The organism is Niastella caeni, from assembly GCF_004834005.1.
GTDB classification, from domain to species: Bacteria; Bacteroidota; Bacteroidia; order Chitinophagales; family Chitinophagaceae; genus Niastella; species Niastella caeni.
On the sequence record NZ_STFF01000001.1, the window covers coordinates 101,491 to 122,280 of the forward strand.

Annotated in this window: 18 protein-coding genes; 11 read left to right on the top strand and 7 right to left on the bottom strand. The window is 43.8% G+C overall.

Features of this window, described 5'->3' with window-relative positions; all coding sequences use genetic code 11:
• Positions 1–7 precede the first annotated feature (7 nt).
• Positions 8–853, bottom strand: a complete 846-nt coding sequence (gene pucL, locus FAM09_RS00450) for a factor-independent urate hydroxylase (RefSeq protein WP_136575112.1) — start codon at positions 851–853, stop codon at positions 8–10.
• 80 nt (positions 854–933) lie between these two features.
• Here pucL and allB point away from each other — a divergent pair, with 80 nt between their 5' ends.
• The 6 genes from allB (at position 934) to FAM09_RS00480 (ending at position 6,741) form a co-directional block, all read left to right on the top strand.
• The gene (gene allB / locus FAM09_RS00455) at positions 934–2,268 is read left to right on the top strand and encodes an allantoinase AllB (RefSeq protein WP_136575113.1); all 1,335 of its coding nucleotides are present in this window, start codon (positions 934–936) and stop codon (positions 2,266–2,268) included.
• A complete protein-coding gene (locus tag FAM09_RS00460; RefSeq protein ID WP_136575114.1) occupies positions 2,265–3,515 on the top strand; it encodes an allantoate amidohydrolase in 1,251 nt (416 codons plus the stop codon). Before allB ends, FAM09_RS00460 begins: the two co-directional genes overlap by 4 nt.
• A 1-nt stretch (position 3,516) precedes the next feature.
• On the top strand, positions 3,517–4,263 hold the full coding sequence (gene allE / locus FAM09_RS00465) for a (S)-ureidoglycine aminohydrolase (protein ID WP_136575115.1): 747 nt from the start codon (positions 3,517–3,519) through the stop codon (positions 4,261–4,263).
• Between the two features lie 101 nt (positions 4,264–4,364).
• The gene (gene uraD / locus FAM09_RS00470; RefSeq protein WP_136575116.1) at positions 4,365–4,871 is read left to right on the top strand and encodes a 2-oxo-4-hydroxy-4-carboxy-5-ureidoimidazoline decarboxylase; all 507 of its coding nucleotides are present in this window, start codon (positions 4,365–4,367) and stop codon (positions 4,869–4,871) included.
• Between the two features lie 24 nt (positions 4,872–4,895).
• Positions 4,896–5,234 (top strand): hydroxyisourate hydrolase, encoded by a 339-nt coding sequence (uraH, locus tag FAM09_RS00475; protein WP_136575117.1) that lies wholly within the window; start codon positions 4,896–4,898, stop codon positions 5,232–5,234.
• Between the two features lie 76 nt (positions 5,235–5,310).
• Positions 5,311–6,741 (top strand): DUF6986 family protein, encoded by a 1,431-nt coding sequence (locus FAM09_RS00480; protein ID WP_136575118.1) that lies wholly within the window; start codon positions 5,311–5,313, stop codon positions 6,739–6,741.
• Positions 6,742–6,829: 88 nt separating this feature from the next.
• On the opposite strand, the gene FAM09_RS00485 is transcribed toward FAM09_RS00480, so the two are convergent.
• Positions 6,830–7,399, bottom strand: a complete 570-nt coding sequence (locus FAM09_RS00485) for an RNA polymerase sigma factor (RefSeq protein ID WP_166436981.1) — start codon at positions 7,397–7,399, stop codon at positions 6,830–6,832.
• Between the two features lie 916 nt (positions 7,400–8,315).
• Between FAM09_RS00485 and FAM09_RS00490 the strand changes: the two genes are divergently transcribed.
• Positions 8,316–8,636 carry a hypothetical protein gene (locus FAM09_RS00490; protein ID WP_136575120.1) on the top strand — a complete coding sequence of 107 codons (321 nt, stop codon included), beginning with the start codon at positions 8,316–8,318 and terminating at the stop codon, positions 8,634–8,636.
• A gap of 103 nt (positions 8,637–8,739) precedes the next feature.
• Here the strand turns inward: FAM09_RS00490 and FAM09_RS00495 are convergent, their stop codons facing one another.
• The 3 genes from FAM09_RS00495 to FAM09_RS00505 form a co-directional block, all read right to left on the bottom strand.
• Positions 8,740–10,089 carry a RagB/SusD family nutrient uptake outer membrane protein gene (locus FAM09_RS00495; protein ID WP_166436982.1) on the bottom strand — a complete coding sequence of 450 codons (1,350 nt, stop codon included), beginning with the start codon at positions 10,087–10,089 and terminating at the stop codon, positions 8,740–8,742.
• Between the two features lie 57 nt (positions 10,090–10,146).
• Entirely contained in the window at positions 10,147–13,308 is a 3,162-nt protein-coding gene (locus tag FAM09_RS00500; protein WP_166436983.1) for a SusC/RagA family TonB-linked outer membrane protein, read from the bottom strand.
• A 224-nt stretch (positions 13,309–13,532) separates the two neighbouring features.
• On the bottom strand, positions 13,533–14,831 hold the full coding sequence (locus FAM09_RS00505; protein ID WP_136575123.1) for a FecR family protein: 1,299 nt from the start codon (positions 14,829–14,831) through the stop codon (positions 13,533–13,535).
• A 674-nt stretch (positions 14,832–15,505) separates the two neighbouring features.
• Between FAM09_RS00505 and FAM09_RS00510 the strand changes: the two genes are divergently transcribed.
• Positions 15,506–16,759 (top strand): DUF2130 domain-containing protein, encoded by a 1,254-nt coding sequence (locus FAM09_RS00510; protein ID WP_136575124.1) that lies wholly within the window; start codon positions 15,506–15,508, stop codon positions 16,757–16,759.
• A gap of 51 nt (positions 16,760–16,810) precedes the next feature.
• On the opposite strand, the gene FAM09_RS00515 is transcribed toward FAM09_RS00510, so the two are convergent.
• On the bottom strand, positions 16,811–17,455 hold the full coding sequence (locus tag FAM09_RS00515; protein ID WP_136575125.1) for a 4'-phosphopantetheinyl transferase family protein: 645 nt from the start codon (positions 17,453–17,455) through the stop codon (positions 16,811–16,813).
• Between the two features lie 89 nt (positions 17,456–17,544).
• Here FAM09_RS00515 and dcd point away from each other — a divergent pair, with 89 nt between their 5' ends.
• Positions 17,545–18,081, top strand: a complete 537-nt coding sequence (gene dcd / locus FAM09_RS00520) for a dCTP deaminase (RefSeq protein WP_136575126.1) — start codon at positions 17,545–17,547, stop codon at positions 18,079–18,081.
• 108 nt (positions 18,082–18,189) lie between these two features.
• Here dcd and FAM09_RS00525 read toward each other — a convergent pair whose 3' ends face one another.
• Positions 18,190–19,269, bottom strand: a complete 1,080-nt coding sequence (locus FAM09_RS00525; protein WP_136575127.1) for a DUF3810 domain-containing protein — start codon at positions 19,267–19,269, stop codon at positions 18,190–18,192.
• A gap of 145 nt (positions 19,270–19,414) precedes the next feature.
• Between FAM09_RS00525 and FAM09_RS00530 the strand changes: the two genes are divergently transcribed.
• Positions 19,415–20,041, top strand: coding sequence for a hypothetical protein (locus FAM09_RS00530; protein WP_136575128.1), 627 nt, complete (start codon positions 19,415–19,417; stop codon positions 20,039–20,041).
• A 2-nt stretch (positions 20,042–20,043) separates the two neighbouring features.
• The gene (locus FAM09_RS00535) at positions 20,044–20,709 is read left to right on the top strand and encodes an O-methyltransferase (protein WP_136575129.1); all 666 of its coding nucleotides are present in this window, start codon (positions 20,044–20,046) and stop codon (positions 20,707–20,709) included.
• Positions 20,710–20,790: the final 81 nt, after the last annotated feature.

Sequence of the window (20,790 nt, forward strand, 5' to 3'; positions counted from 1 at the left end):
GTTCCTATTATTCACGGACTATAGTACCTGTGATATATCCATACGGTTCATCGGTGGCAATAAATATATCGTTCTTATTGTCCATCCCAAATTGTTCCAGGTTGAAAAGTATATGGTGTTTATTAGGCATTTTCAGACTTATCTCATTAACGGCGGCAAACTTTGTCAGCACGGCCTCCCCCATCGCAAATAAAGTATGTTGTACCGAAAGGCTATGGTGATCGGCAAAGGTTTGCAACAAGGTAGTTCGTATGCCGTTAAATAATTCAGTGAAAAGCACATTGGAAGAATTGTACGTCCAGCTTACTTCACATTGAGTGGCAAAGATGCGATCACTGGTTTCTTTTAGCGTGGTAAAATTATCTTTAATATAGTTCTCAAAACCCGAGTCGGTGGTTTTTAGTATCAGCAGATCGTTAATACCCGAAGTAACCTCGATGCCCTTTTCATTTTGAATAATCGTGGCAGTATGTTTTTCGGCGCCGCCGCTGCAATAGGCATGCGGATGTTCAGTTCCATTAAAACGCATGCGTTGCCAGCTATGCTCTGCTATTTCAATGCGTGCCTGCGATATTGGGGGATTATTGCTTATGAAATAATTGGCCAGGTACAACCCAAAAGCTTCAATAGAGGAAACAAAATGTTCCTTCGCCAATGCATATACCGTATTCTTTTGGGTATCGGTGGGCAAAATCTTTGAGTTGTCGCCGATGGTATGTGCGGTTTCAAAATCACCTTCCAGTACTACATTCACAGATATCTGCCTGAATTCATGGTAATCGGGGTGGCGAATGATCTTCGATAAGTTAACCGAGTTTTTGCCGTAAGTATTCTTTCCCAGTTTAATTGACATAGCAGCGTATTTTGATGAATGTATACTCAATTTAAACAATTAATTGTCTATTTTTAGTAGAGAAGATTAAATATTCCTATATGTTCGACCTGGCAATCAGTGGTAAAAATATTTGTACACCCGATGGCATCACGGCAGGCACGGTCGTGGTCAATAACGGCATCATCGCCGATGTGGTGACTGGTGTGTCAACTGATGCCAGTGCCACTGCGATCGATATCGGTGAAATGGTGCTGATGCCGGGCATCATCGATCCGCATGTACACCTGAATGAACCAGGCCGCACAGCCTGGGAAGGTTTTGCTACCGGAACCCGCGCTGCTGCAGCAGGCGGTATTACCACTCTGGTAGATATGCCGTTGAATTCAAGTCCCGTTACGACTACCGCCGAAGCCTTTTTTCAAAAAGCTGCTGCCGCTGAAGGACAGTTGCAGGTGAACTGTGGTTTTTGGGGTGGCATTGTTCCTGGTAATGGATCGGAAATTGAAAAATTGATTGGTAAAGGAGTGCTTGGTTTTAAAGCATTTCTTACCCATTCAGGCATAGATGAGTTTCCCAATGTAACGGAGGCCGATCTACGCAAAGCCATGCCCATTATTGCGAAATATGATCTGCCACTGCTGGTACATTGCGAACTAATTACCAACATGCCATCACCGGTCAGTGATGAACGTTCTTATCAAAACTATCTATCCTCCCGGCCTAAAGCATGGGAAGACGAGGCCATTGCGCTGATGGTACGATTGTGTGAGGCGTTTAACTGCCGGGTGCATATTGTGCACCTGTCATCGGCCAATTCTATTGAACCGATAAAACAGGCCCGGAAAAAAGGCTTACCCATCACGGTGGAAACCGCACAGCATTATCTTTATTTTAATGCAGAAGAAATACCGGATGCACAAACAGCTTTCAAATGCGCGCCGCCTATTCGGGAAAAAGAGAACAACGAGCAACTTTGGCGGGCTTTACAGGAAAATATTATAGATTTTGTGGCGACAGATCATTCACCGGCGCCGCCCGATATAAAAGAAATAGGATCAGGGAATTTAATGAAAGCCTGGGGAGGAATTGCTTCGTTACAATTGGCATTACCCATATTATGGACGGCTGCCCGAAAACGAAATATACCGGCAATCGATATGGCAAAATGGCTTTGTGAAAAACCAGCGGCATTACCTGGCCTTCACAAAAGCAAAGGAAAGATCGCAAAAGGGTTTGATGCCGATTTTGTTGTGTGGGACCCAAATAAAAAATTTACCGTTACAGCCGAACAATTGCATCATAAGCATAAAATGACACCTTACCTGAACCAGGAATTGTATGGTGTGGTAGAACAAACCTGGCTGGGCGGACAACTAATTTTTGATCAGGGAACGTTCCCTGCTTTGAACCAAGGAAAAATAATTATACGTTGACACCCGATCACTTACAACAAGCATCCATCATCCTGCAACGGATCAATGAACTGGCTTCCATCAGTGAAATACCGGGTACAACCACACGCACTTTAGGAACTGAAGCCTTTGTTAAAGGCAGGGCGCTCGTTGCTCAATGGATGCAACAGGCAGGTTTGCAAACCCGCATCGATCATATCGGCAATGTAAGAGGAAGATTGGTCTCGCCCAATTCAGCAGGCAAAACGCTGGTCATTGCATCACACATAGATACAGTAGTTAATGCTGGCAAGTTTGATGGACCCCTTGGGGTACTCATGGGTCTTAACATCGTTGAACAACAAATTAAAGAAAGTGCACTACCTTTTCATATTGAGCTCATTGCTTTTTGTGATGAAGAAGGCTGCCGGTTTCACACTACCTACCTGGGCAGTAAAGCGGTAGCGGGCCATTTCGATAACAGCCTGCTTGGGAAACAGGATAGCACGGGTATTACATTGCAGGAAGTAATAGAAACTATGGGTGGTAATCCAACACTATTACACCAGGACGCCATACCAGTGGAGGATTGGCTGGGTTATTTTGAAATTCATATAGAACAGGGACCCGTATTATATGAAAAAGATATTCCGGTGGGTATTGTTACGGCTATTGCCGGACAAAAAAGAGTTGCCATCACGTTCAAAGGCGAAGCCGGGCACGCAGGCACCGTACCCATGAACATGCGCAGCGATGCATTGTGTGCTGCATCGGAATTCATCCTCGAAGTGGAACGATTTGCCAATGACCCGGCTCATAATGTGGTAGCAACAATAGGCACATTGAACATTCCGCACGCCGCCAGCAATGTAATACCCGGCGAAGTAAGTTGTACCCTCGATCTGCGGAGTGCCGATGAAAGGGTTTTAACTACCTGCTACAAACAGTTAGAGCAATTGGGTGCTGGCATATGCCAGCGGCGTAAAATTGTATTTGATTGGAAGGCCGTTCAGGAATCGAACCCGGTTGCCTGTGATGCCACCATGAATCAATTATTAGCGCATTCGGTTCGGCAATCTGGTTATGAAGTGATCAACCTGGTCAGTGGCGCCGGTCATGATGCAGTGGCCATCGCGCCGGTATCACCCGTAGCCATGTTATTTGTGCGCTGCTTCAAAGGCATAAGCCATAATCCACTTGAAAATGTTGAACTAAAAGATCTCGCCGCTGCGGTTAACGTATCGGCTGCATTTATACATTTGCTCAATCAAAAATATAATCCCGGATAATATGGAAATTTCAGCGCTAACAAGATCGGTCGTAAAAAAGAATCATGCAGTTATCAGCCCCGATGGGTATGTAAACAGTACCGTACCGGGTTGGGCGAACTGTACTGTCAATGTGATCATCAATGAACAAATGGGCGCACGGCTTTGTCAAACCCTGATCACTTTACAAAAAGACGGTAACCTGGCAGGCAGCACCAACCAATCACAAATATTTTTTTATGTAATAGAAGGAAAATGCAAAGCTACGATCAGTGGACAATCAAAAGTATTGACCAACGGACAGTTTGTATATGTTCCTATTCAAAAAGAATATGTGTTTGATGAGGTAACTCCCGGCACCACGATGCTCACTTTTCATAAAGTATACGAGCCTTTGCAGGAAACTCCGGTGCCGCAAACCCTGTTCGGCGATGCGGCTCACATTCCGGCAAATGAATACCTGAATGATCCTGCCCTGCGATTACAGGTGTTATTACCAGACAATTTATCCTTTGATATGGCCGTGAATATTTTTACGTACGATCCCGGTGGCCATTTGCCTTTTGTAGAAACCCATATCATGGAACATGGTTTGCTGTATTTGCAGGGACAGGGCGTGTATATGCTCGATCATCAATGGTACCCAATAAAAAAGGGGGATTCTATCTGGATGGCGCCTTATTGCCAGCAATGGTTTACAGCTATGGGTAAAGAGCCGGCTGTTTACATTTATTATAAGAACGTGAACAGATTTCCGACTGTAGTGTGAGTTGTAATTGGTGGGTTGTGAGGAGAGCCGCCGAAACTTTCTGAAGCTTAAAATTCAGTAATCCACTCACCATTGACCATTCACCATCAAAATTTACAACTATGACCATCGCCGAATTCGATCACCTGGAAATAGAAGAAAAAAGAATGCTGCTGCAACAATGCTGTGGCAGCACTGCATGGGTAAACAACATGCTAGCATCGCTACCGGCCGAAGACCTGGTCGATCTGCTGGAGATTGCCGAAGAACAATGGTACGTTTGCCATGAACAGGATTGGCGGGAAGCGTTTGCACATCATCCAAAGATCGGAGATATTGATGCATTGAAGGAAAAGTTTGCCGCAACCGCGCATCTGGCAGAAGGTGAACAATCATCGGTAAAGGAGGCGTCTCAATTAACTTTACAGCAATTGGCCGATGGAAATGAAGCATACGAGAAACGGTTCGGTTATATTTTTATCGTTTGCGCTACCGGTAAATCTGCCGATGAAATGCTGCAATTATTAAACCAACGGTTATACAACAACCCGGAGGTGGAGATACAAATAGCGATGGAAGAACAAAACAAGATCACCAAATTAAGACTCGAAAAACTATTTGGCATTTAACCCTGTAAAGACCAACATTACTCAATGAGCCAGTTAACTACGCATATATTGGATACCACCCATGGCAAACCTGCCGCCGGCGTATTGATCATATTATACCAACAACAGAATGCAGACTGGAAAGAGATCGTGCGTGGCATTACCAACAACGATGGCAGAATTACCGACTGGCTGCCAAAAGATGATCTACTGCCAACGGGCCAATACAAATTGAAGTTTGAAACGGGAGACTATTTCAGGCAGTTCATGGTCTCTTCCTTTTATCCGTTCATAGAAGTGGTATTCTCTATTACCGATACAACGCATTACCATGTGCCTTTGTTATTAAATCCGTTTGGGTACTCCACCTACCGCGGGTCATAAAAACGAACAACAATAAAAGTATCTTTCCACTGTATAACCTGTAGCAAAAAATTATAATTTACAATAAAGAAGCAATATGAAATTTTCCATACCGGAAATAGAGAGATCTGCGCTGTTAGATCAATTACAAACGGCCAATCTCAAATTCCAAAAAATATATCCTGGTGATAAACCCGACCGCCAACCTGTGCATACTGTATACGGTGGCGCCAATTTGTTTAAAGCAGACACCTGCATTAAGATGGGTGATATTGCGCTAAAGAACCTGCAAACCTATGCACCCAATTTTGTAGAACTGGCCAGGGTATTACAATTAAACGGCTACGAACATTTGCCGCGGCATCAAGACGGGATCGGGGAACTTACTAAAAAATTGGATGGGATGCCGGAAGCCCTTCGCAAACAGGAGCCCGCCTGGCTGTCGTATACGGTGTATAATAAGATCATAAAAAAACTGCAAACTGAAGCGGTAGAAGATTTTAGAATTGATTTTGAAGATGGCTTTGGCAACCGGCCCGATGATGAAGAAGATGCTACCGCTGTGCAGGCAGCCAGAGAGTTGGCCATCGGTATGAAGAACAAAACAATCTCCCCTTTTATTGGCATTCGCATAAAACCATTTACAGAAGATCTGAAACAACGGGGTGTACGCACTTTAGACATTTTCCTTTCTACCCTGCTCGAAAACACCAATAGTGTTCTGCCCAATAATTTCGTGGTCATGTTGCCGAAAGTAACCATTCCAGAACAGGTAATGACCCTGGTTCGATTGTTTGAAATAATTGAAAAGACACATCAATTATCACCGGGATCATTGAAAATGGAAACCATGGTAGAAGCCACGCAAATTATTATGGATGATGAAGGTCGCAACCCATTGCTGCGGATCATAAAAGCCAGTGAAGGCCGATGTATAGCAGCCCATTTTGGAACATACGATTATACGGCCTCTTGCGGCATTACGGCTAAGTATCAAACGATGGCACACCCGGTTTGCGATTTTGCCCATCACATGACCAAAGTAGCCCTGGCTGGCACAGGCATTTTTTTATCAGATGGCGCTACCAATGTAATGCCTATTGGACCACACCGTGGTGAACAGCTCACCTTTGAACAAATGGCTGAGAACCGCGAATCGGTGCACCAGGCCTGGCGCACGGGATTCCATCATACCATGCACTCACTCATCAATGGTTTTTACCAGGGCTGGGACCTCAATCCCGCACAATTGCCTATGCGTTATGCGGCTACCTATAATTTCTTTTTAAACAGTTATGAAGATGCCGTATTCCGGCTAAAAACATTTGTTGAACGGGCTGCTATTTCAACACTTACCAAAGACATTTTTGATGATGCAGCTACCGGACAGGGATTACTCAACTTCTTCTTAAAAGCTATGAATTGTGGCGCTATTACCGAAGACGAAGCCACCGCAACAGGGCTAACCATCGATGAAATACGCAGCCGGTCGTTTTACCGCATACTGGAAGGAAGAAGAAAAAGTTAACGTTGAATGCAGAACGCTTAACGCCGACCTCCGTAAGGACGCAGGTGATCGGCGTTAAGCGTTTCGCGTTAGCTAATAAGTTGTGGTGCTACAAAATGGGAACAAATTCTTCCCTAAACCTGAACCTGTTTTTAATTAGATGTACGCCCCTGTTTTTTTGGTTACGGACAGTATGCACTGATAACCGCATTTGACGGGCGATTTCATGACAATCGAGGCCTTTGGTATAGCTCAGCAACATCACCTCCTTACACTTCTCCGGTAAACCATTTACAATATTATAAACCTGTTGCAATACTTCGGCATGAATAGCCTCATTCATTCCATCGGTTTCAATATCATTCGATTGCTGACGAATTGTTTCCCGGATGCGCGTTTGGTACTGTACTTGTTGATTATGGTTGAGACAGGCATTCCGCGTACTAATGTATAGAAATGCTTTTACGGAATATACCGTTTTAAAATCAGACTGCTTTTGCCACAGCTTAACAAATACATCTGTTACAATATCCTGGGCAATAGCGCTATCATTTACTAACCGGCGGGCAAAAAAACAAAGAGCGGGGTTGAATAAATGAAAAACTTTTTCGAATTCGGGGATCTTCTGTTGTTTAAGGCGCTTACTTTTCTCATTCGTTAAATTGTCTGTATTCCTCATGGTCATGTAGTTTTTGAAATGTCGCAATCTTCTTTCTGGTTCGTGGCATCAGTGTAGCAGCGGATATATGGAGAGAGATACAGGTTTTCTAAAAACCGGCTGCGGCCCAATGGCTAAACAACCGGTGCGTTCTTCCATGTGATAAATCGGTCGTTGATCTATTATCAATAAAATTTTGTTTGAAACTATAATTTCTGCTGCACTATTTTGCTTCAAGCACCCTTCGGATAAAGCAAATTCCTTCCTTGCCACTTTGGTACATTTAAATAGCACTCCCTACAAGTTTTCTAACTCATACTACATAAATAAAAACACCAATAAGGCACCTTTTTACTAAGCCGGGGAAAAATAATTTTATTTATAGTAGGGGCTAGCTTAACCGTTTATACATTACACGAATAATGATAGAAGGGCAATAAACTGCTTGCCGCAACAATCCCTTTACTCACACATCATGGCTAAACATTCGCAGCCTGTATAGTTTTCGTAAATATTAAATTAGTCTATGCTATCCTGTGAAAACACCGAAAATAAACATTAAAACTTTTTTCACGTCATATAATGCAGCATTTCAACGATTAACCAATAGTGAAATTTTTTTATAAAATCAATCTTCTTTCTCCTAACTTTATTCAGGAATTGAAAACGAGATCCTGCTTTTCCAGCCCTTACAATTAAATATCCTTACTTCCTCCCCGTATCCCGTTATAACCTTTTTCAAGCAAGCCTATTTCTTTCATTACCGTTCTCGGACTCCGATCCCTGACTAAACTCAGCATTTGCATTACTGCAGCCTTCAACTTTTTCGATGTAACCATCGAACAGGGAATCCTATGCTCCATCAATAACGGGTACAAGCATCATTCTATACACTCAATGTTTTTACTGCTTTTTGAAGAACAAAAGCAGAACGATTATGAAAAAAGCAACAGTAACCTTGTTCCTGCTGGCATTTGTAATAATGCTCACTACCCCTTTTGCCGTAACACCTGATCTTAAACCAAAACCAATTTCCACGCAAGTCAATTACTATTGGTTTGATGTTACGAACACGTGGCTTGGCCGCCAAAACACGGTTGCCAACGAGATTGCGCTTACCGGTCTCGATGAAAGCACCACAAATCCTAAAACCTTACACGAAAAAGGTTGGGCCCCAGCGAATATTTCGTTTGACCAGTGGGGAACTCCTTATCCCATCACATCAATACAAGACAAATCGCTCTATTCTCACCCCTGATTCCTAAACCTTCTGGCGTATCATGTTTAATGCGTATACATTTACTTGTACCTATATGCAACGGCGTGATACGCCTTTTGTTTTTTGTTTCATCGCTTATACTCTAATCGTAACCAGGATTTTGTTTAAGGTTTGGATCAAGTTCCAGTTCGGTAAACGGAATAGGATACAACCGGTCATGCGGGTGCCAGTTACTTCCCTTCACAGCACTGAGCACCGCATCAGCGCGGTTGGTCCGCTTCAGATCGAACCAGCGATGCCCCCATTCTGCAAACAATTCAATCCGGCGTTCCTGTTCTATAGCCTGCAAACATGCATCATTACCAATGGAAGTTGAGATATCCGGTAATTGTGCCCGGGTACGTATCGTATTTATGTCGGCAACGGCTTGTGCTATTTTACCTTGCCGGGCCAGCGCTTCTGCCCGTATCAGGTATTGTTCTGCCAGCCGCAATACCACATTGTATTCGGTAGGCGCATTTCCATTGATTGACTGGTATATTTTATATTTGTAGGGATAATAATAGGTCTGTGTGCCTGATGTTACCATACCTACCCAGTGTTGCATGCGCAGGTCATCACCTTCGAATGCATTCTTTAAATTAGTAGTTAAAACATAAGTGGGGCGTATGCCCGGATTTGGCTGTATAAACATAAAACCTTCGGCGGCGTTTATTTTATCCATCACAGGCGCCCACTGAAAGATAGTTTCTTTGCTGTTTGATTTGAATACAGCGTTTAGGTCACTTTGAAGTGAAAACTGCCCGGCATTGATAACGGCAGAAGCCATTTCTTCTGCCTTGGTATTATCTGACAGGTGCAAATATACCCGGGCCAGTAGTGCTTTTGCGGCATAGGTTGTTGGCGTGGTATTTTCCTTCGCGTCTGTTAACGCATCAGCAGCAGCTACCAGGTCGGTTTCCATTTGCTTATACACCTGGTTCACCGAGGTTCTCGGTAACAACGCATTTACCTCGGCATTGGTCCCTAATACCAACGGCACATCGCCATACAAATTCACCAGGTAATAATAGCACAGCGCCCGAACAAATTTCACTTCCCCGGATAGTCGATTTTTTACTGCTGCAGTAACTCCGGTCGACTTAGATAATCCTTCTATACAAATATTGCACTGATATATATAGGCATAAGCGGCCTTCCAGAAATTGGTATTTACCGTAAGGCTCCTTGGATTAATTGCATTTATATAAAACTGGTCTTCGCTATTCATAGCAATGGTGCGCTGCAGTTCATCGGCCGATAAGGAGGGGAACAAACTCATGCCGCCATTCAGCAGAAATTTTGTGCTGCTCATTATTTTAATATAAAGGCCCGCTACGGCAGCCTGCGCCAGAGAGTCGTTTGAAAATACGGTACCTGCCGTTAGCGAATCGTCCGGCTCATCAACCTGCACCAGTTTTTTACAACCTGTAGTGGCTAATATGAATAACATCCCGGTTATCCAAAAGCATTTATTAGTATGTAACCACAAGCATTTCATACGTTTTATTTAAAAACTTAATTCAACCCCAAACGCTATTGTTCGCAATGGCGGTAACACAAACATGCTGAGTGTTTCAGGATCTGTTCCTTTATAGCCTGTAATGGTAATTAGATTCTGCGCTTGCATATATAAACGGCAGTTCTTAAGAGAAATGTTTTTTAACCATTGTGGCGGTAACCGCCAGGAAAGCTCAATGTTCTTTAACCGGCCAAAAGTAGCATCCTGGATAATACCATCTGATTGTACAAAATGGGAAATAGCTGCACTTGCGGCCCCATTGGCGCCGGTAGTGAATTGCTGAAATGGAGCGTTATCAAAACGTTGCTGCCAACGGTTCAGTAGCATCACGGGCTGATTCATCAACATGGTTCCCGGGTATTTGTTTTCATATATTGGATACAGGTAACTTTCAGCCCTTTGCCTCCTGATCTCCCAGAAGATATCCAGTTGCCAGCCTTTGTACTGTACATTGGTTTGAACCGATCCATACCAGGCAGGGGCAATATGGCCACGAATCCGGTAATCGTTCGGGAAACTGATGCGTCCGTCACCATCCTCATCTTTGAATTCAAACACGCCGGTTAGTGAATTCACTCCAGTATATGCGTATCCTCTTAACAAAGAAAGTGATTGTCCGATCTCCAGTGAGCCGGAATATGGAGATGTAGCCAAATTGGGAAATGCAATTAATTTATTCCGGGGCATGGTCAACATAACAGTCCCGTTCAAATGCCAATGCTTATTAAGCCTGTTCTTTGTTTGCACCAACATTTCCCAACCGGTATTTTGTACTACTGCCGCGGAATTTTTGGCTGCATAATTATTAAAGCCGGTTATTACCGGTAAGGCATAAGAAATCAACTGGTTGCCGGTCCGGTTCCGATAATAGGCAGCGGTGATTATCACCCTGTCTTTAAACAAACCCAATTCAATGGCAGCTTCCAGTTTGCGGCCAACCTCCCAACTGTAATTACTGTCTGCCAACTGAACGGGTGTAATACCCGCACGCCCCAGGTAGGCGCCGGTGATGTCCTGCCATTTGTCAAGGTACCGGTAATCACCTATCTGGTCGTTACCGGTAACACCATAACTTCCTCTTAGCTTGCCATAACTTATAAAAGGAATAGTATACTTAATAAAAGGCTCGTTGGAAAATATCCAGCCCAACCCCGCAGCCCAGAAGGCGCCCACCTGTTTACCCGGGCCAAACCGGCTGCTGCCATCTATCCGGCCGGTGAGGTTGATCAAATATTTGTCAGAAAGAACGCTGTTCAAACGGGCAAATACACCGCCATACCGGTATTCGGTCTTGAACTTTTTGGTTTCCTGGCTGCCGGCCTCGTGTAAATAACGTAACAATTCATCGTTCGCAAAATCAGATGCATCAATGGTAGTAACAGAATGCGTTTGAACCTGCATGGTGGTTCCTACCAACCCGCTGATCTTTCCAATTCCAATATACTGGTTATATTCCATCTGTGGTTCTAGTATCCAACTGTTAAAGTTTATCTTACCAAAATAAGAATTGCCTTCAGGATTAGGTGTTCCAAACGGATTCTGACTACTACCTGGTATTATTCCGATCTCATCTGATTGCAGTCTGTTGTATCCCATACTAGTTTTCAACACCAGGCCCTTTGTTAGGCGGTAGTTGATAGCCAGATTGCCCAACAGGTTACTGGTCTTTGACTCATAGGACCGAAGCGAAATTGCCATCGGATTGGTGAAGGACAGGTCGCCTTGCTCCCAGTTTAACTTACCGGTTGAATCGTACAACACCGGGGCATTAGGCGCCAGGTTTACCAAATTGGTGAGGTCATTTAATATCGATCTGTTTTTATCACCGGTAACTATTACTGATAACGTTGCAGTTAAATTGGAATCCCTGCTTTGGTAATGCAGGTTTACATGCCCTGATAACCTTTCATTGCTCAGGTCACCGGGGAAAACGGTTGTTTCCCGGTGATACCCTGCACCAAAATAATATTGTAACCGGTTTGATCCGCCCGATAAAGAAAGTTGTACATTATTTATAACAGCCTTGCCGCCAATAAGCATTTTCTTGAAGTCGGTATAGCGCGTAGTATCCCAGGAAAGCAGATCGGGCGCAGTACGGTCATCGAGTGCCAATCCATCATTCATCAATGCCTCCCGGCGCATTTGCACATATTGTGCAGTATTCATCATATCGGCATAGCGGGTAATTTTGCTGTAGCCATTATTGATATTAACGGTAAAAGAAGCAACACCCGGTTTTCCTTTCCTGGTAGTAATGAGCACTACACCATTAGACCCCCGGCTACCGTAAATAGCAGTAGCATCGGCATCTTTCAACACTTCTATATGATCAATATCTCCAACATTTAAAAGCGAGAAAGGGCTTCTTCCCAAATCGCCCATGGCCGTACCGGATGTAACACCCAGCAGCGGGGTGTTGTTGGGCGCATAAGGAACGCCATCAATAATAAACAAAGGATCATTAGGGGGTAACTTACCAGGCACAATACCAATGGAACTTTGCCCGCGTAATTGAACCTTGTAGGGAGAACCGGGCACTCCATTGCTTTGTGTGATCAGCAAACCTGGTACACGGCCTTGCAAGGTGCCCAATGGGTCCGACACCGGTTGGCGTGCAATATCAGAATGGCTTAATTTGGAAACAGAACCGGTGTTATACCTTCTCGACGTTTTACCATAACCGATAATCACCGTTTCATCAAGGTCTTTTACCTGCGGCTTTAACCGGATTGTTATAAATGATTGGTCTTTCACTAATTTATCAACCGACTCATAGCCTACGGAAGTAAAAGTTATAACCGAGTTAGGCTTAACGGAGATATTAAATTGTCCATCGTTTTTTGAAACGGTGCCCGACAATGAACCGCTTTCCTGCACTGATACCCTTACTAACGGTTCACCAGCTTCGTTGGTAACATGGCCGTCAATAGCCAAAAGCTCAGGCTTGCGAAAACGGGGGAAGGTAGAATCTGGCCGTACAGTGATCATATTGCCTACGATCAGGTAATTCAATCCCAGGCCTCTCAGCGCCTGTTCCATTACTTCTTCAATAGTGCCCTCAATTACATGTACGGAAACCCGGTTGGCATGTTGCAGAAATTCGGTCCTGTATGCAAAATAATATTTTTTATAACCTTCAACCTTCTTCATTACTTTTTTCAGTGGCACATTATCCACTGATATAGTAAATTTTTGAGATTGGGCATATAATGGGAAACACGCCACCAAACAGAGCACTAACAAGATTCTTGTCATGTTTTGGTCTTTGTGAAAAGCATTTACACTAATATAGCAAACTATTAACCGGCCCCTACCGGTTTCACATTACTTCTATCGCAACTACTATTAAATTTACCCCAAACCTGGTTCCCTGCTTATTGGGAAACAATGATTTTACGATCGTCTACTTCGAAATGAATACCGCCTGACAATTCAAGCGCTTCCAATACCTGCTCAATAGCTGTTTGCCGGGTTACAGATAAAGTATAATGACCATCAACCGGCTCTTTAAACACTACCTCATAATCATAATGCCGTTCCAATTGCTGCATGATCTGTTTTATCGCCACGTCATTAAAAATAAAAAGGTCCTTATGCCAGGCCATTACTTCCTGAATATCTGCATATTTAATTACGTCTAGTTGTCCATCACCGTTAACCTGCGCCTGCTGCCCGGGCGTAAGCGTAGCCATTTGGGCTTCCGGTTGGCGATCAGCAGTGGCAGGCTTCGTTTTTTGAGCAGCGTCAACAACACCTTCTGTCCGAAAATGGTTGCAGACCTTTACCTTTCCACGCAGCAGCGTTGTCTTTATAACCGGCTCATCGCCATAAGCATTTACATTAAAATGCGTACCTATCACTTCTATTCTGGCGCCTGCGCCCCTGCTGCCTGGCAAAGGATTCACGTTTACGATAAACGGCTTCCTCTCTCCTCCTGAACCAAGCGATACCGGATGTGGATTCACTTCAAAATACACTTCCCCTGTTATTTGTACCCTACGCTCCTTTTCAACAAAGGCCGTTGGGTACGTGATGCTTGAAGAAGCATTCAGCCAGGCCCTGCTGCCATCGGGCAATTCAAGGGTAATCTTTTTTGCCCGCGGGGTAATGATCGTATTATATTCCAGTTCAGGCTGGGCGTTGCCGGTTGACCATTCATACCGCACCAGGTCGCCTCGTTTATAGATAACTGATCTGTATTGCAAAGCAATATGACCATTCACGTTGCTATCCAGGTATACTATACGACCGTTTGCCAGTTTCAGTTGTATCCTGCGTTCGTCAAAAGCAACTTTTTCTTTCAATCCTTCTTTTACAGGGCTTTTAACAGATACGTTTTTTTTATCATGGCCCCTGTTCAAAATAGAATATACTGTCAACCCTGTTAATAATAAACCAATTACAATGGCCGCATACATTATAACTGTTACAAAACGGCGCTTTTTTCGATCAGGGAACATTTGTCTCACTTTACCGCCTTCTTCGTTTATTGCTTCGCTATATAATTCAACCAGGGTTCCTGTAGCATCACCGGCATCGTGCAACCGATTAAATAACAACTGGTTCTCTTCACACAGGTTACACCATGCTTGCAGTTCTTCTTTTTCCCGCTCGTTTAAAGTATTCCTACGGTACCTGACAATTAGTTCAGGAATATGTTTATAGGTAGCCACAGCGACAGGGGTTTAATACACAAATATGATTAACCGTTAGATATAACCATTTGCCATACGTTCAGTGCACTATATGTACATACATCCTTTGGTATAGTCGGGAATAACCTCTGTTATCTTTGAACTGCCGGGTCAGGAAACAGTGCCACCTTTCAGAAATATAATATTGAAGTTTAAAACCAGTGGTATTATTAAGCCAAAACGCCGTAGTAGACATATTGTACGGTATTATAATGACTTTAAATACATTCTGTCGGACAAGGTAGATTGCTTTGATCTGAAGGGATATAGAACAGTGGGCAATCTCTGATTTTTGCTATTGGCTGGGCCCTGCACGGGGAACAGGGTATGCAGGCTTATACGAAAATAACAAAATTCCTGAATGCTAAAAAAAAATATAGGACCAGCGGATAAAGGTTGGTTTTCGTTTACCGGTTACCAGTTGCCGGTTTCAGGGTATGTAAGTTTCAAGCTATTTGTTTAATGGCTGGCGAAATTAGGTGCCTGAAGCTTGAACGAGACTGCAATCAGGCGCACCTTTCACGCTTCAGTTTCCCGTTTCACGACCAATTACCGTTTCACCATTGACCACCACCCTTTTTCACCAATCAGCCCCCCACCAGCTACTTTCTACTTGCCACTTGCCTTTTCCTTAACTTGCGCAAAATTCGTACATGGCTACAGATATCAAATGCCCTAGTTGCGGACACAAGTTTGCCATTGAAGATGCTGTTTCTGAGGAATATAAAAAAGAGCTGCGCGAGCAGATGCTAAGTTTTAAAAAACAGAAGGAGGATGAATTTGCGCGGCGCGAAAAAGAACTGATCCAACAAGTCCAAAATAAAGAAGCTGAGTTTGCAAAAAAATTGCAGGAAGAAACCGTTCGGGTACAACAATCGCTCGAAGAAAACCTTCGTAAAACCATAACCGCCGACTTCGATACTAGACTGCGGTTACTACAGCAAACCAATAAAGATCAGGAAGATAAATTGATACAAGCCCGGCAAAAAGAACTGGAGTTCTTACAAAAAGAACAGAACCTGAAAAACAAAGAAGCCGAGCTGGAGCTTTCCGTACAACGCAAATTACAGGAAGAACGGGTTAAATTATCAGAAGAGTTGCGCAAATTAGAAGAGCAAAAAACAGCAACCCGGGAAAACGAATACCAGTTGCGGTTACGCGAACTGGAAAAGCAACTGGACGATCAAAAAAAACTGGCGGAAGAAATGCGGCGCAAAGCTGAACAGGGTTCCATGCAATTACAGGGTGAAGTTCAGGAACTTATCCTGGAAGAAATGCTGAAATCATCATTCCCTTTTGACCTGGTTTGTGAAGTGGGCAAAGGCGTACGCGGCGCAGATTGCATTTTGACCGTTCGCAACAACCTCGGACAGGAATGCGGGAAGATCATCTTTGAAAGTAAACGCACCAAGCACTTTGATAAGAACTGGATCGAAAAACTAAAGGCCGATATGCGAAGCACGGCTGCCGATATTGGCGTTATCGTAACCCAGGCATTGCCCGAACAGGTGACAACATTCGGCCAGTTAGACGGGATCTGGATCTGCTCGTTCAGCGATGTATCGGCCCTGGTGCATGTACTGCGGGATGGCATTTTAAAAATATTTATGGCCGCCAAAACGCAGGAAAACAAGGGCGATAAGATGCAAATGCTTTACAGCTATTTAACCAGCAACGAATTCAGCGAACAATGGAAAGCCATCCGGGAAGGTTTCCAGTCCATGAAACAATCTATACAAAAAGAACGGGATGCCATGGAAAAGCTGTGGAAGATGCGGGAAAAGCAATTGGAAAAAGTATTACTCAATGCCGCCCATATCAAGGGATCTATTGAAGGTATCGCTGGAAGCGATAATATTCAACTGGACCTTGTTGATGATACTGATCCGTTTTTGCTGGAAGATTGATCGGTACCGGGGAAATCAGATTGTAGCCAGCTGTATTGCTTGCAGCTTTTCCTACCCCCCCGTCAGCACCCAGGCCAGCGCCAGTTGGTCGAATATTCTCGCCTCTACTGTTAAGGGTACAGGGTCTTGTTTTCTGAACACGAAAGGCAACACAATGGTTTCATCGGCCTTGAAGGTAATAGGGCCAGATAACTGCATATGCTGCCTGAAATCAAGTTCCCCGTGACCATACCATTTGTAAATGGCTTCCTTGGCGCTCCACAGCACGGTGGTAAGCTCCAGGTGCATTTTGGTTAAATGGATCCAGTCGTTCAGGAACACTTTTTCATCGTGATGCAGGAATTTATGCGAAATAGCGATGATGCGGGGGGAAACCAATTCTATATCCACCCCTACCCGGCTATGGCTGCTCACAATGGCTGCGGCAAAATTGCCGCCATGCGAAATAGAAAAATGGTACTGTTCCCGCTCCAGGAAGGGTTTCCGGGTATCGGCCACCAGGATCTCTTCCAACGGAAAGTCGGCATATAATGTCGGCAGCAAAAACCGGCCCGCCAGGTGCTGCAACCGTTTATAGGGATGGGATACCCCCTTTTTCAGGGGAACTTTTTCCAGGTAAAACGCTTCCGGCTCTTCAATACGCCAGATGCCCAATTTTGTATGTTCGTTAATATTATGTTGATAAAACAATGCCACAGTAGCGTTTTAGATTTTACATTGCACCAATTTTCAGGTGCAGCAAAGTGTCTGGTAAACAACAATCAAATATAAACTAATCACATCACATGATCTTGTCGGATAAACGCATATTGGAAGAAATTGAGAAAGGCAGCATCCGCATTGAACCCTATAATCGTGAATGCCTTGGCAGTAATTCCTACGATGTGCACCTGGGTAAATACCTGGCTACGTACCGGGAGCATATCCTGGACGCCAAAAAGCACAATGAAATTGAATATTTCGAAATACCCGATGATGGGTTTGTATTATATCCCCATGTTTTTTACCTGGGCGTAACGCTGGAATATACCGAAACCCATGCCCACGTTCCGTTCCTGGAAGGCAAGTCCTCTACAGGTAGGCTGGGGATCGATATTCATGCGACCGCCGGCAAGGGCGATGTTGGTTTCTGCGGCAACTGGACGCTCGAGATCTCAGTAAAACAACCCGTAAAAGTGTATAAGGGTATGCCTATCGGACAGCTGATCTATTTTCCGGTTGAAGGGGAAATTGCCATCAAATACAATCAAAAGAAAAACGCCAAATACAGCGGCCAACCCGATAAACCGGTTGAGAGCATGATGTGGAAGAATAAATTCTAATTAGTAAATGTGAAATTGGAAAATGTGCAAATGAGGTGTCCGCCATTGAGAAGTGTATACAAAATTCAGCAACCAATTTGCACATTTTCGCATTTGCTAATTTGCAAATTAAATGGCTTCAGTTCCAAACTTCTTGTAATACGCCACCAGCCAGGCTACCACTTCATTATAACTTAATTTACCGCCTGGCTGCTCATTGGCTTTCAGGTATTCCCCGTATAATTTGTCGATGATCACTTCAACGGGGTTCCGGTATTTTTTTACAAATTCCCTTAATACCCGGTGATCGGCTTTTATCCCGGCCGGCAATTGCGCATCGAGCTGCTTTGCCGTTATAGAATCCTGTGCGTATAAGTAATACCGTGAATAGCTGTATAGGTCGAAGTACACTGAGTACCGGAATAATGCGTCCTGCGATGATTTAGCAGATAGATATCCGGCAAAATTGGCCTCATTCTCCTTGGCATATCCCAATTGGTGACCAATTTCATGACAAGTTGTAAAAGGCTGTACAAACAGCGGGACTGTCGTGTTCACCTGCGCTTCGCCGCTAAAAGGATTATAATACCCGGTATAACCCAGGTAATTGCCCAGGTAACTGTATAACGAAGGTTTTACCGATTGAAATGAATACGTGAACTTGGTTTCATTATGTGCCAACTGACCATAGGCCGATACCGCGCCATCAAATAAATTTCTTTTGCGCGCTAAGGCTTGCCGGTTCACCCTCGATGGAGAATCCAGTGCATGCAGCCGGTACACGATCGTTTGCATCAGTTGCACCAGGTCGTTCTTTGAATAGCGTTCAACCTTTAACCCTAACTGGTAGGCTACTCCGCGCCGGTTGTAATTCAGTCCCCACAACAAATTGAACGATACATACACCACCACCACTACAAAAGCAGTTTGCAACAGGGCATGTAACCAATACTTTTTATTCGTTTGTCTTTTTACAATGCGACGGGTAGTATGGTACAATTTGTATAACAGCCAAATAATCACCAATCCGTAAAAGATATCGCCCACGCTAAATGGCAGCCAGCCAAACAGGATGCGCTGCAATTTTGAAATAACAGGATAGATCCCCGAGGCATAATATTTTTCCACTGCATCGGGGAATAAAGAAAAAATTTTAATGCTTATTGCCAGACCTATTAAAACCAACCAGGCATTTTTTTTCCTCCACATAAATTGTTAATGTGCTGATGTGCTAATTGAGTTGTTGATTATTGAAATGGTCTTGTGAATTTAAGGCATTTCTTAATGCACATTAGCATATTAGCACATTATCTAATTAGCATATTTTGCTTAAATTCACAATAACAATACTACTATGAAAAGTTTAATTTTTCTTGTGGGTATACTTATAACCTGGTCTGCAAGCGCTCAGAATTACCCGTTTGCGCAGCATTTTGTACCAGGGACCATTACACTAAAAGATGCTACTCAACAAAAGGGGTTCGTCAAATGGTGGCCCTACCCAAACGAAAAACTCCGGTTTAAATTAAATGATCAACACGAAGATAAATATGCTGTTACCGATCTGCTGGGGTTTGCAACCGATAGCTTGCAGTTCAAAACCCTTACCAACCTGCAGGTATATGGAGAAGAATTTCCGATATTCAGCAGGATGTCGGTGCTGAAGCAAACATTTGCCCAGGTCGTTTATACCGGCAAGATCAATATTTATTATGTGTTGTATTATGGATACGATGCGCTACAAGGTGGTTTTGTAACATATCCGAATATTATCTTCGAGAAAACAAAAGAAGAGAAACAGGAATATGCCGCTTTTCCTGTATACATAAGAATGAAGGAAAAGAAATATGAGAAGGCAAAACAAAACCTGTATCCATTCTTTTCAGAGTATCCGGCTATTTTGGAAAAATTAAAGCAATACAGCCGGGGGAACGATATTATTACACTGGTGGAATTTATAAAAACAAATACCGACGATTAAAAATGAATAATGAATTGTTTGAATCTGTAGATAATTATATCAGCAACCTGCTGGGGCATGAAGATGAAGCGCTGATTGCCACCACCCGATCGCTCAAAGAAACAGGCATGCCTGCCATCAGTGTATCGCCTAACCAGGGTAAATTTTTACAATTGCTTGCCTTGTTGTGTAATGCCAAAAACATCCTCGAACTGGGCACGTTGGCCGGGTACAGTACCATCTGGATGGCAAGGGCATTACCGGAAGACGGACAATTGGTGACGCTTGAATCAGATCCCAAACATGCAGAAGTAGCACAAAAGAATATTGAGCGGGCCGGATTGGCATCCAGGGTACACATCAAAACAGGCAAAGCACTCGACCTATTGCCCCAATTGCATGCCGAGGGCGCCGGGCCTTTCGACATGATCTTCATTGATGCCGATAAACCGCCTTATGCCGAATATTTTCAATGGGCGCTTCGGTTATCGCGTCCCGGTACCCTCATCGTGGCCGATAATGTGATCCGCGAGGGAAAAGTACTTGATGAAAATTCAACGGAACCCGCTGTAGCCGGCGCACAACGATTTAATAAAATGCTTGGGAACAGTACGGCTGTTACCGCTACCATTCTTCAAATGGTTGGGGTGAAAGAGTATGATGGAATGGCGTTGGCAGTAGTAAAATAATTAGCCCAATGTGATAATGGGATAATGTGCTAATTTGCTAATAATATAGCGAGCAGTAAGAAGCGAGTAGCAAGTAAGAAA